Annotated in this window: 12 protein-coding genes; 5 read left to right on the top strand and 7 right to left on the bottom strand. The window is 63.5% G+C overall.

Annotated features, from left to right (window positions below; all coding sequences use genetic code 11):
- Positions 1-32: 32 nt before the first annotated feature.
- Both BLW24_RS10705 and BLW24_RS10700 read right to left on the bottom strand, forming a co-directional pair.
- Positions 33-680, bottom strand: coding sequence for a YitT family protein (locus BLW24_RS10705; RefSeq protein ID WP_090380226.1), 648 nt, complete (start codon positions 678-680; stop codon positions 33-35).
- A 156-nt stretch (positions 681-836) separates the two neighbouring features.
- A complete protein-coding gene (locus BLW24_RS10700; RefSeq protein WP_090380223.1) occupies positions 837-1,361 on the bottom strand; it encodes a dihydrofolate reductase in 525 nt (174 codons plus the stop codon).
- 152 nt (positions 1,362-1,513) lie between these two features.
- Between BLW24_RS10700 and BLW24_RS10695 the strand changes: the two genes are divergently transcribed.
- The 3 genes from BLW24_RS10695 (at position 1,514) to BLW24_RS10685 (ending at position 5,477) form a co-directional block, all read left to right on the top strand.
- Positions 1,514-2,662 (top strand): glycerophosphodiester phosphodiesterase, encoded by a 1,149-nt coding sequence (locus BLW24_RS10695; protein ID WP_090380220.1) that lies wholly within the window; start codon positions 1,514-1,516, stop codon positions 2,660-2,662.
- Positions 2,663-2,734: 72 nt separating this feature from the next.
- Entirely contained in the window at positions 2,735-4,117 is a 1,383-nt protein-coding gene (locus BLW24_RS10690; protein ID WP_090380218.1) for a DUF2868 domain-containing protein, read from the top strand.
- Entirely contained in the window at positions 4,110-5,477 is a 1,368-nt protein-coding gene (locus BLW24_RS10685; protein WP_090380215.1) for a DUF3482 domain-containing protein, read from the top strand. Before BLW24_RS10690 ends, BLW24_RS10685 begins: the two co-directional genes overlap by 8 nt.
- An 89-nt stretch (positions 5,478-5,566) precedes the next feature.
- Here the strand turns inward: BLW24_RS10685 and BLW24_RS10680 are convergent, their stop codons facing one another.
- Genes BLW24_RS10680 through BLW24_RS10670 form a run of 3 tightly spaced genes read right to left on the bottom strand, consistent with a single transcriptional unit; the run spans position 5,567 to position 7,954 of the window.
- A complete protein-coding gene (locus BLW24_RS10680; protein WP_090380212.1) occupies positions 5,567-6,361 on the bottom strand; it encodes a thymidylate synthase in 795 nt (264 codons plus the stop codon).
- Positions 6,358-7,161, bottom strand: a complete 804-nt coding sequence (gene lgt, locus BLW24_RS10675; RefSeq protein ID WP_090380209.1) for a prolipoprotein diacylglyceryl transferase — start codon at positions 7,159-7,161, stop codon at positions 6,358-6,360. Before lgt ends, BLW24_RS10680 begins: the two co-directional genes overlap by 4 nt.
- A gap of 10 nt (positions 7,162-7,171) precedes the next feature.
- The gene (locus BLW24_RS10670; protein ID WP_090380206.1) at positions 7,172-7,954 is read right to left on the bottom strand and encodes a sulfite exporter TauE/SafE family protein; all 783 of its coding nucleotides are present in this window, start codon (positions 7,952-7,954) and stop codon (positions 7,172-7,174) included.
- A gap of 122 nt (positions 7,955-8,076) precedes the next feature.
- On the opposite strand from BLW24_RS10670, the gene BLW24_RS10665 reads away from it, so the two are divergent.
- The gene (locus BLW24_RS10665; protein WP_090380203.1) at positions 8,077-8,445 is read left to right on the top strand and encodes a hypothetical protein; all 369 of its coding nucleotides are present in this window, start codon (positions 8,077-8,079) and stop codon (positions 8,443-8,445) included.
- 3 nt (positions 8,446-8,448) lie between these two features.
- Positions 8,449-9,195: an NRDE family protein gene (locus BLW24_RS10660; protein ID WP_090380200.1), complete on the top strand. Its 747-nt coding sequence runs from the start codon at positions 8,449-8,451 to the stop codon at positions 9,193-9,195.
- 15 nt (positions 9,196-9,210) lie between these two features.
- Here the strand turns inward: BLW24_RS10660 and BLW24_RS10655 are convergent, their stop codons facing one another.
- Complete coding sequence (locus tag BLW24_RS10655; protein WP_090380199.1) at positions 9,211-10,071, bottom strand: DUF6929 family protein; 861 nt, start codon at positions 10,069-10,071, stop codon at positions 9,211-9,213.
- Positions 10,072-10,084: 13 nt separating this feature from the next.
- Positions 10,085-12,364 carry a phosphoenolpyruvate--protein phosphotransferase gene (gene ptsP, locus BLW24_RS10650; protein ID WP_090380196.1) on the bottom strand — a complete coding sequence of 760 codons (2,280 nt, stop codon included), beginning with the start codon at positions 12,362-12,364 and terminating at the stop codon, positions 10,085-10,087.
- Positions 12,365-12,379 lie beyond the last annotated feature (15 nt).

Here is a 12,379-nt window from a genome sequence, read left to right as displayed (position 1 = left end):
AAAGCCCGGCTGAGTGCCGGGCTTTTTTGTTTTCAGCTGACGCCCATATAGCGCCCGGCGCGGTGGTTGATCGCCAGCACCATATTCAGCGCCAGCGCGCCAAGGATCGACAGCGCCACCTTGTCCAGCGGCACGACCATGACCGCGCCCAGCACGATCAACACATCGATGCCCATCTGCACCTTGCCGGCGCGCAGGCCGAAACGCTCCTGCAGGTACAGCGCGAGGATATTCACCCCGCCGAGGCTGGCGCGGTGGCGGAACAGCATCAGCAGCCCCAGGCCCATGGCAAAGCCGCCAAACAACGCGGCATAAATGACGTTGAGGTGGGTGAAGCCGATCCACTGCGGCGTCAATTCGGCCAGCAACGAGACCATCCCCACCGCGCAGAAGGTGCGCAGGGTGAACGGCCAGCCCATGCGCCAGATGGCCAGGGCATAGAACGGCAGGTTGAGCAGAAAGAACACCACACCGAAGGGCCAGCCGAGCAGGTACTTCATCAGAAAAGCCAAGCCCACGGTACCGCCAGTCAGCAAGCCCGCCTGGCTGTAGAGGGTAATCCCCAGCGCCACCATGGCGGTGCCCAGCAGCAACGCCAGGCCATCTTCCCAGAGGGGGGGGCGAATAAAGATCGCGGCAATACGATCCGGCTCGGCGTGATCGGCATCAGCGTCATGCATGGAGAACAACCTGTAGAGAGCAAACGGCAATAGTCAGCGTAGCGGCCAGCAAGAACGGCGTAACGCCACGCAACAACGACACGCAGGGTGGCATGCCATGTCGGCAACCACCCTGGCGGAGATCAATACAGCGCGGGAAAACTCAGCCCGGACGGGCTATTTGCGATCCCATACCTCAAACACGTAGCCGGGGGTTTCCAGGCCTTCCATGTGTTCGATGGCGGAAGACAGGTGCCAGTCAGCCTCGGCCACTTCGGGGAAGTAGGCATCGCCCTGAGGGCTGATGCCGACGCGGGTCAGGTACAGGCGTTCGGCCTGGCCCAGGCCCAGCTCGTAGAGTTGCGCGCCGCCGATCAGTATCAGCTCTTCGGCGTCCTCTTCAAGGGCCCAAGCCTCGGCACGCTCAAGCGCGGCATCGAGGCTGGCGAAGACCTCTGCCCCCTCCAGCTGCAAGCCGGACTGACGGCTGACCACCAGATTGAGCCGACCTGGCAAGGGCCGACCGAGGGAATCCCAGGTCTTGCGCCCCATGATGATCGGCTTACCAAGGGTCAGCGCCTTGAAGTGCTTGAGGTCCGCCGGCAAGTGCCAGGGCAGTTGGTTGTCGCGGCCGATCACGCGGTTTTCCGCGAGGGCAGCGATCAGGCTGAGAGGAAGAGTCTTGTTCATGCCCGCGAGCATACCAGAGGCTCAACGCACCTCGCAGCCCACCTTTGCGCTGCCAACCCGTGCACAGCTGCGAACTTTTCATGCAGCGGTTGCCAGGCTGTCTTCAAGCCGTCACCGTTGCCCAGGCAGGCTTTTACTTCCACCCCGCGCAAGGAGTCGCCGCCATGTTCCTCAACCTCCGTACCCTGTTTTGCGCCAGTTTGCTGGCCCCGCTACTGGCCATGGCCAGCCCGGCTCAAGCCGACAGCGTACAAGCCGCCATCGACTGGGCCAGGCAGCAGCCGCAAACCCACCACGGCAAGCCCAGAGGCGACGCCAAGCCGCTAATCATCGCCCACCGTGGCGCCAGCGGTTATGTGCCCGAACACACCCTGGCTGCCTACGCCCTGGCGGTTCTGCAGGGTGCCGACTATATCGAGCCGGACCTGGTAATGAGCAAGGACGGCCAATTGGTCGCCCGCCATGACAACGAACTGGGGCTGACCACCGATGTCGCCCAGCGCCCCGAGTTTGCCAACCGCCAACGCACCCAGACGATTGATGGCGTGACCCTCAACGGCTGGTTCAGTGAAGACTTTACCCTCGTCGAACTGAAGACCCTGCGCGCCATCGAGCGTATCCCGCAGATTCGCCCAGGCAATGCCCGCCTAGACGGCAACTTCAGCATCCCCACCCTGCAGGAAATCATCGACCTGGTGAAAAGCCTGCAACTGAGCCAGCAGCGGGTGATCGGCCTGTATCCGGAAACCAAACACCCGACCCACTTCCAGCAACTCGGCCTGGCCCTGGAGAAACCGCTGGTCAAGCTGCTGAAGAAGAACGGCTACCAAAATGCCAAGGCCCCGGTGTATATCCAGTCCTTCGAGGTGGAAAATCTCAAGACCCTCAGCCGCCTGACCTCCATCCGCCTGGTGCAGCTGTTCGGCGCCGGCCAGCCGTTTGACCAGCAGGTACTTGGCACTGGTCTGACCTACGCACAAATGGCCAGCCCGGCCGGGCTCAAAGCTATCTCGCGTTACGCCGCCGGGGTTGGCCCGGAGAAGAGCTACATCATCCCCCGTGACGCCAACGGCAACCTTGATGCAGCCAATGCCACCGCGTTCGTCGCCAATGCCCATGCCCACGGCCTGAAGGTGCACCCCTACACCTTCCGCGCGGAGAACACCTTTCTCCCGGCCAATCTGCGTACTGGTAGCGACCCGCAGGCACGCGGTGATAGCGCAGCGGAAATTCAGCTGTTTCTCGATGCCGGCATCGACGGCCTGTTTATCGACCAGCCAGACATCGCCGTGCGCCTGCGCGCAAAACCCTGAAGCAGAGCGGATTTAGCCCAACACGGCGGCAGCGGTTATGCTCAACCTCTGACCTGATCGACGAGACGCCGTGTGACTGCCGCCACCAACCCGCTGCAACGCCTTTGGCTAACTGAAACCATCCGCCTGCGCGAGGAACATGCCGGCCCGTTGGAAGACAGCGAAGCCAACCGCAGCGCCCAGACTCAGGGCGGCGCACTCGGCGAACGCATCCAGACCCGCGCCTGGCTGCTGGGCGAACGTGACGGCCAGGTGCAGGCGCTGCAGCACTGGCTACAGGGCGCGCGCCTGGCCGGTTTGTTGCTGGTACTGCTGGCCATCCTCAGCGGCAGTGGCTTGGCAGTGGCTGCTTTGGGCGACGGTTTGCGTCCGGTCAATGTGTTTTGGGCCCTGGGCAGCCTGCTCGGGCTGAACCTCCTTCTGCTGATGGTTTGGGCGCTGGGGCTGCTACTAAGCCGCGACAGCGCGGGTGCCCTCGGCCATCTGTGGTTGTGGCTGAGCGCCAAGCTCGCCCGCGATGCCCAGGCCGCCCAACTGGCCCCTGCCCTGCTGTTGATGTTGCAACGCCAGCACCTCAGTCGTTGGGGCCTGGGCGTGCTGGTGCAGGGCTTCTGGCTGCTGACTCTGCTTACCGCACTCCTGACCTTGCTGGCCCTGTTGGCCACCCGCCGTTACGGCTTTGTCTGGGAAAGCACCCTGCTCGGCGGCGACAGCTTTATCGCGATGACTCAGGCCATCGGCAGCCTGCCGGCGCTGCTCGGCTTCAGCCTGCCGGATGCTGAACTGATCCGCGCCAGCGGCGACAGTGCCTTGGCCAACGAAAACGCGCGGCTAAGCTGGGCCGGCTGGCTGGTGGGCGTGCTTGTGGTCTACGGCATACTGCCGCGCCTGGGCCTGTTGCTGCTCTGCCTATGGCGCTGGCGCCGGGGCTACGCGGCGCTGAGCCTGGACCTCAGCCTGCCCGGCTACAGCCTGCTGCGCGAGCGCCTGCAACCGAGCAGCGAACGCCTCGGCGTGTGCGACGCCGCGCCGGCGCAACTGCACCAACCGCAGGCCAGCAGCCAGGCTGCAGAAAGTCACGGCGCGCTGCTGGTAGCAGTCGAGCTGGATCCACAACGTAGCTGGCCACCCGCTTTACCCAAGAACGTCGGCGATGCCGGGGTGGTCGACAGCCGCGAACAGCGCAACCAGCTGCTCGACCAGCTCAACCGCTTCCCGCCGGCACGCCTGCTGATTGCCTGTGACCCACGCCGCTCGCCGGATCGTGGCAGCCTGGCACTGCTCGGTGAACTGGCGCGCAGCGCAGCCGCCACACGGATCTGGTTACTGCCACCGCCATCCGGTGAAGCCCTCGACAGCGCGCGCCTGGGCGACTGGCACCATGCACTGGAGCAACTGCAGCTGAGCTACAGCGACAGTGCGCCGTTCAGCTGGCTGGAGCATGGCCATGACTAAAGCCCTCACGCTGGCCGTGGTCGGCCACACCAATGTCGGCAAGACCTCGCTGCTGCGCACGCTGACCCGCGACGTCGGCTTCGGCGAGGTGTCCCATCGCCCCAGCACCACCCGCCACGTCGAAGGCGCACGGCTGTCGGTGGACGGCGAGGCGCTGCTGGAGCTGTACGACACCCCCGGCCTGGAAGACGCCATCGCCCTGCTGGATTATCTGGAACGCCTGGATCGCCCCGGCGAACGCCTGGACGGCCCGGCGCGGTTAGCGCGCTTCTTGGGCGGCAGCGAAGCACGCCAGCGTTTCGAGCAGGAAGCCAAGGTGTTGCGCCAACTGCTGGCCTCGGACGCCGGTCTCTATGTAATCGATGCACGCGAGCCGGTGCTGGCGAAATACCGCGATGAACTGGCCGTATTGGCCATGTGCGGCCGGCCTTTGCTGCCCGTACTGAATTTCGTCAGCAGCAGCCAGCACCGCGAGCAGGACTGGCGCGATGCCCTGGCGCGCCTCGGCCTGCATGCCCTGGTATGCTTCGACAGTGTGGCGCCACCGCTGGATGGCGAACGCCGCCTGTACGACAGCCTGGCGCTGCTGCAGGAAAAGGCCCGAGCGCAACTGCAACGGTTGATCGATGATCACCTGGCGCAGCGCCAATTGCGCAAAAGCAGCGGCGCGCGGCTGATCGCCGAACTGCTGCTGGACTGCGCCGCCTGCCGCCGTAGCGTGGCCGCGCAAGCGGTGCTGGAACAGGGTGCAATCCGCGACCTGCATCAGACCATCCGGCAACGCGAACAACGCTGCGTGGAGGCTCTGCTGCGTTTGTACGCCTTCCGCCAGGACGACGCCAAGGCCGGTGACCTGCCCTTGCTCGACGGCCGTTGGGGCGACGATCTGTTCAACCCGGAAACCCTCAAGCAGCTCGGCATCAATATCGGCGGCGGCATGGCGGCAGGCGCGGCCACCGGGGTGGGCGTCGACCTGTTGGTCGGCGGCATTACCCTCGGCGCGGCGGCGCTGATCGGCGCCGTGCTCGGCGGCAGCGCGCAGACTCTGCGCGGCTATGGCGCGCGGCTGAAAGGCAAACTCAAGGGCCAGCGCGAGCTGACCGTGGACGACGCCGTGCTGCGCCTGCTCGCCCTGCGTCAACAGTTGCTGCTGCAAGCGCTGGAAGCCCGTGGTCATGCCGCCGTCGAGGCCATCAGCCTGAGTACGCCGCAGGACACCAGCTGGCGCGAAGGCAAGCTGCCGGAGGCCCTGCACAAAGCCCGCGCGCATCCGGAATGGTCATCGCTCAACCCCGGCGCGACGCTGGAAGACGGCGATAGGCAGGAGCAGGTGCAGCAGTTGGCGGCGGAGTTGCTCTAGCAGTTTTCAGATGCCGCGGCTAAAGCCCCTCCCACATGGACAGCATCTATCCGTGGGAGGGGCTTTAGCTGCGAATCAAACAGCACAGATCAGACCGCAACAGGCGCCGGGATATGCGGATGCGCCTGGTAGCCGACCAGCTCGAAATCTTCGAACTTGAAGACCAACAGGTCTTTCACCTCGGGGTTGAGCTTCATGGTCGGCAGCGGCAGCGGCTCGCGGCTCAGCTGCAGATCGGTTTGCTCGATATGGTTGGCGTACAGGTGGCAGTCGCCGCCAGTCCAGATAAAGTCACCCGGTTGCAGGCCGCAGACCTGCGCCACCATCAGCGTCAGCAAGGCGTAGCTGGCAATGTTGAACGGCACACCGAGGAATATATCCGCCGAGCGCTGGTACAGCTGGCAGCTGAGCTTGCCGTCAGCCACGTAGAACTGGAACAGCGCGTGGCACGGCGGCAATGCCATCTGCTCAACCAGTGCCGGGTTCCATGCCGAGACGATCAAACGGCGCGAATCCGGGTTCTGCTTGATCATCTCGATCAGCTTGCTGATCTGGTCGATCGACTCGCCGTTCGGCGCCGGCCAGCTGCGCCACTGGTAGCCATAGACCGGGCCGAGGTCACCGTTTTCGTCGGCCCACTCGTCCCAGATGCGCACACCGTTGTCCTTCAGGTACTTGATGTTGGTGTCGCCCTGGAGGAACCACAGCAGCTCATGGATGATCGATTTCAGATGGCACTTCTTGGTGGTCACCAGCGGAAAGCCGTCGGCCAAGTTGAAGCGCATCTGATGGGCAAAAATGCTGTAGGTGCCGGTGCCGGTACGATCCTGCTTGAAGGTGCCGGTCTCGCGCACCAGGCGCATCAGGTCGAGGTACTGTTTCATTGCACGGCCTCCTGCGCCGCCTGGCGTTTGTAGGCGTAGGCAATCAGACCCAGGCCGCCGAGGATCATCGGCACGCAGAGGATCTGGCCCATGGTCAGCCAGCCGCCGGCCAGGTAACCGAGCTGGGCATCCGGTACGCGGACGAATTCAACGATAAAGCGGAAGATCCCGTAGCACATGGCAAACATGCCGGACACGGCCATGGTCGGCCGCGGTTTGCGCGAGTAGAACCAGAGGATGGCGAACAGCGCCACACCTTCCAGGGCGAACTGGTACAGCTGCGAAGGGTGGCGCGCCAGTTGCTGCGGATCGGTGGGGAAGATCATTGCCCAAGGCACGTCGGTGGCCTTGCCCCACAGTTCGGCATTGATAAAGTTGCCGATACGCCCGGCACCAAGGCCAATCGGCACCAGCGGCGCGATAAAGTCCATCAGTTCGAAGAAACTCTTGTTGTTGCGCTTGCCAAACCACCAGGTAGCGAGCATTACGCCGATCAAGCCGCCGTGGAACGACATACCGCCTTCCCAGATACGCAGCATGCGCACCGGCTCAGCGATATAGGCGGCCAGGTCGTAGAACAGCACATAACCGAGACGGCCACCGAGGATCACCCCCATGGCTACCCAGAACACCAGGTCGGAGAGTTTCTCCTTGTTCCAGCTTGGCGCGAAGGCGTTGACCCGGCGCGAGGCCAGCCACCAGGCGCCGCCGATGCCGATCAGGTACATCAGGCCATACCAATGGATTTTCAGCGGGCCAAGGGCCAGTGCAACCGGGTCGATCTGCGGGTAAGGCAGCATCAAAAACTCCTTAGATCAGGAAACTTAAGCCCACGCTAAACAGCAGCAGGGCAAACAGACGCTTGAGCAGGCGCGGCGACAGCTTGTGCGCCAGGCGTGCGCCGACACGGGCAAAGTACATGCTGGGAATCGCAATCCCCAGCAGCGCCGGCAGGTAGACAAACCCCAGACTCCACTCCGGCAGCGCGGGTTTATCCCAGCCCAGCCAGATAAAACTCAGGGCACTGGCTATGGCAATCGGCAAGCCACAGGCCGAAGAAGTAGCCACCGCCTGCTGCATAGGCACGCTGCGCCAGGTCAGAAACGGCACCGTCAGCGAGCCGCCGCCAATCCCGAAAATCGCCGAAGCCCAGCCAATCACGCCACCGGCCAGGGTCAGTGCCGGCTTGCCTGGGACAGTGCGGCTGGCTTTGGGTTTCAGTTCCAAGGCCATTTGCACGGCAATAATGATCGCGAACACGCCGATGATCTTTTGCAGCAATGGCCCCTGAATCGCCGCCGCAGTGATTGCGCCAAGCCCCGCGCCAAGCAGAATCCCCAGGGTCATCCAGGCAAATACCGGCCACAGCACCGCGCCTTTACGCTGATGTTCAAGCACCGAATTGATCGAGGTGAAGATAATGGTCGCCAGCGAAGTGCCCACCGCCAGATGCGTCAGAATCACCGGATCAAAGCCCTGCGCAGCAAAACTCAGGACCAGCACCGGCACGATGATAATGCCGCCACCCACGCCAAATAACCCGGCAAGCGTTCCAGCTGCAGCCCCAAGGACCAAATACAGCAGCAGTTCCATCAGCACCCCCGCAAACAATCCGGCATGGTAACGGATGCACAGGGCCGGACTCTACTTTGGGCGATGGATGTCCGCCCTGGCTTTGCGTAAAGTGCCTTCCATCGCCTGTGGAATAGACCAACATGCGCCCGACCCTGTACCTGAAGCTGAGCTGCAACCAGATGCACCTGACGCATCTGCAGAGTGGCCGCGTGCTGCACCTGCAGGCCGACCCTGCATTCAGCAATCAGCGCCTGCTGGTAGCGGATTTTGCGGCGGCGCAGCAACTGCTGCAGCGCGGCGTCGAGGAAATCCTGCCCAAGCGTTTTCTGCGCCTGAGCCGACCGCCACAGCTGCTGATTCAACCGCTGGAGCGCCTGGAGGGCGGCCTGTCACAGGTCGAAGAGCGCATCCTGCTGGAACTCGGCCTCGGCTGCGGCGCGCGCAAGGTGCGCCTGCACCTGGGCCACGAACTGGACAACGCCGGCGTGCTGACCAAGTTAAGGAGCTAACTCATGTGCCTGATCGTCCTGGCCTGGCGACCGGGCCATGCCCAGCCGCTGCTGCTGGCCGCCAACCGCGATGAATTCTATGAACGCCCCAGCCAACCGCTGGCCGAATGGCCCGATGTGCCAGGCGTGATTGCCGGACGCGACCTGCAGGCCGGCGGCACCTGGCTTGGCGTCGGCCCCGACGGGCGCTTTGCCGCCCTGACCAATATTCGTGACCCCGGCCAGGCTCAAGGCGGCCGCTCGCGGGGCGAGTTGCCGGTGGCGTTTCTCGCCGGCAGCCACAGCATCGAAGACTTTCTGCATAACCTGCACGAGCAGCGCCGCCACTACAGCGGCTTTAACCTGCTGCTCGGTGACAGCCAGCAACTCTGGCACTTCAACTCCCTCAACGGACGGGCCAAGCCGCTGGCGGAAGGCGTACACGGCCTGTCGAATGCCGACCTGGACACGCCATGGCCCAAGCTGCAACGGGCCAAGCAGGCACTGCACAACGGTTTGCATCAGCCGCATCCACAGATGCTGCTCAAGCTGTTGGCCGACCCCACCCGCGCGGCGGACGCTGAGCTGCCACAGACCGGCATCGGCCTGACCGGCGAACGCCTGCTGTCCAGCATATTTATTGCCAGCGTCACCTACGGCACCCGCGCCAGTACTGCGTTGATCGTCAAGGCCGACGGCAGCCGCGTGCTGGCCGAGCGCACGTTCGGCAGCAATGGCAACTGTTTGGGCGAAGTGGTTTTGCAGTGCTGAAGCCGTTCAGTCGCTTCAGGTCGCCTCGCTGAACCGGTCAAGGGTAAACAGCGGCGAGGCAATCGTCGGATCGTCGGCATCGGCCACCAGCAGCGGCCGACCATCGGCCTGAAAGGCCAACCCTTCGATCTTCACCACGGGCGTCAGGCGGCTCAGCTCGACGATAGCCAGCTGCGCATCAAGCCGCCCGAGCACGCTGCCAACGCAGGCTCCGTCCAGGTAGCTGGAGTCGGTAGCCTCCGCCGTTGCCGTGAAAAACAACGCGCCACTGGGCGCCACGCTGAGGTCAGTCAAGCTCAGTGGCACGCCGTCCAGCTCCGGCAATTGCAGCGGCGCAATTCGTTGCAATGCGGCGGCACTCAGTTGTCCATCCTGCAGATCGCGCAGCACCTGGGCCAGCTCGAGCAGTACCAGAGCATTTTCTCGGCCACGACCATTGCCGCGCTGCGCCAGCAGTAACTGTCCGCGGTAGATCACGCCACCTTCAATATTCAGGTCCTGAAAGTGCCCAGCGAGCGCCTGGTACAAGGGGCTGAGGTCGATAACCCGCACAGTGTCGGCCTCAACCAGACAACCGCGACAGCGGCGCTCGGTCGAACCCGAGCCGAGGGCCAGCAGGCAGTCGCCTGGTAATGACAGCAACGCTTCGAAGTCAGGTTTAAGACGTTTGCGCTGCTTGGCATCCTCGGGCAACTCGCCTGGCAGCAGCGTCAGCTCGGCCTGCCAGTCGCCACTCAGGTTATAGCGCTGCAGCACCAGCGCATCGTCAGCCAGCACCCACAGGTCCTGGCCCTGACAGACCAACGCGCTAGCCGCCGACAGGCGCAGGGTGGCGAGTTGGCGCAACTGCAGAAAGTTATCCGCGAGGTTCAGCACGAGCGGCGTGTGCTCACGCCTGGATATCCGACGCGGGATTGATCATGCGGCCCAGGCCGAGGTTACGCAGGGCCAGTTGCAGGGTGCTGTGGATCACCTGCGGGTTGTCGATGCTCATCACCTGACCGAGCAACTCCTGGGCCTTGCCCATGCTGATCTGGCGCAGCAACCACTTCACCTTGGGCAAGTTGGTGGCGTTCATCGACAGGCCGTCGAAGCCCATGGCCATCAGCAACACGGCGCATGCCGGGTCACCGGCCATTTCGCCACAGATACTCACCGGCTTGCCTTCGGCATGGGCGCCGGCCACCACCAGGCGCAGCGCCTGCAACACCGCCGGATGGAGGAAATCGTAGAGGTCGGCGACGCGCGGATTGTTACGGTCCACGGCCAACAGGTATTGGGTCAGGTCATTCGAGCCGACCGAGAGGAAGTCGACCTGGCGTGCCAGCTCGCGCACCTGATAGACCGCCGCCGGAATCTCGATCATCACGCCGACCGGTGGCAGCGGCACGTCGGTGCCTTCGTCGCGCACTTCGCCCCAGGCGCGGTGGATCAGGTGCAACGCTTCTTCCAGCTCCTGAATACCGGAAATCATTGGCAACAGGATGCGCAGGTTGTTCAGCCCTTCGCTGGCCTTGAGCATGGCGCGGGTCTGCACCAGGAAGATTTCCGGGTGGTCGAGGGTGACGCGAATGCCGCGCCAGCCGAGGAAGGGGTTGTCTTCCTTAATCGGGAAATAGCTCAGCGCCTTGTCACCGCCGATATCCAGGCTGCGCATGGTCACCGGCAGTGGGTGGAAAGCGGCCAGCTGCTCGCGATAAATCGCCAGCTGTTCCTTCTCGCTGGGGAAGCGCTCCTTGATCATAAAGGGCACTTCGGTGCGATACAGGCCAACACCTTCGGCACCGCGCTCCTGGGCACGTTTTACATCGGCGAGCAGACCGGTGTTGACCCACAACGGCATACGGTGGCCGTCGAGGGTTTCGCAGGGCAAGGCACGCAGTGCGTCGAGGCCCTGAGCCAGCTGGCGCTCTTCCTCAACCACTTCGGCGTATTGCTTGCACAACACGTCACTGGGATTGGTGAAGACCTCACCGTGGTAACCGTCGACGATCAGCTGAATGCCATCGATTTTCGAATACGGCAGATCGACGACGCCCATCACCGTAGGAATACCCATGGCGCGCGCGAAGATCGCCACATGCGAGTTGCCCGAGCCCTGCACCGAGACCAGGCCGACCAGCTTGCCTTCCGGCACTTCGCCAAGCATCGCCGGCGACAGCTCTTCGCTGACCAGAATGCAGTTGTCCGGGTACACTAGAGTCTGCTGACGCGCCTGTTGCAGATAGGCTAACAGGCGCCGACCGAGGTCTTTGACATCGCTAGCGCGTTCGCGCAGGTAGGCGTCGTCCATCAGTTCGAAACGATTGATGTGCTCGCCAATCACCTGACGCAAGGCACCCTGAGCCCACTGACCGGTGCGGATGACCTTGACCACCTCATTACCCAGGGCAGCGTCTTCCAGCATCATCAGGTAGACGTCGAACAGCGCGCGCTCTTCCGGGCGCAGCTGGGTGGCCATCTTCGCCGACAGCGCGCGCATATCGCTGCGCACACCTTCAAGGGCGTTATTGAACAGGGTCAGCTCGGCGGCAATGTCGTCGACCGTCTTATCCGGCACTACTTCCAGATCGGCCGGCGGCAACACCACCACCGCCGTGCCCACGGCCGCGCCGGGCGAGCCTGGTACGCCGATGAACTTGGCTTCCTGAATGCCCTTGCCCTGCCGACCCAACCCGCGGATCGAGCCCGTGGCCTCGGCGTGAGCGATAACCCCGGCAAGCTGGGCGCTCATGGTCACCAGGAAGGCTTCTTCACCTTCGTCGAACTGACGCTGTTCTTTCTGCTGGATGACCAATACACCCATCACCTTGCGGTGGTGAATGATCGGCGCACCGAGGAATGAGGCGTAACGCTCCTCACCGGTCTCGGCAAAGTAGCGGTAGCGCGGGTGTTCGGAGGCGTGCTCGAGGTTGAGCGGCTCTTCGCGGGTGCCGACCAGACCGACCAGGCCCTCGTTGGGCGCCATGCTGACCTTGCCGATGGCTTTCTTGTTCAAGCCCTCGGTGGCCATCAGCACAAAGCGATTGCTTTCCGGGTCGAGCAGGTAGACCGAACAGACCTGGCTGCCCATGGCCTCGCGTACTCGCTGCACGATAATGCCCAGCGCCGCCTTGAGGTCCTTGGCGGCATTTACTTCCTGGACAATCTTGCGCAGCGTATTGAGCATGCTTGGCTCTAGCCT

Origin of the sequence: Pseudomonas anguilliseptica (genome assembly GCF_900105355.1) — a bacterium.
In the GTDB taxonomy this organism is placed as follows: Bacteria; Pseudomonadota; Gammaproteobacteria; order Pseudomonadales; family Pseudomonadaceae; genus Aquipseudomonas; species Aquipseudomonas anguilliseptica.
Note: the sequence above shows the minus strand (reverse complement) of the source record. Positions and strands in the feature narration are given on the sequence as shown.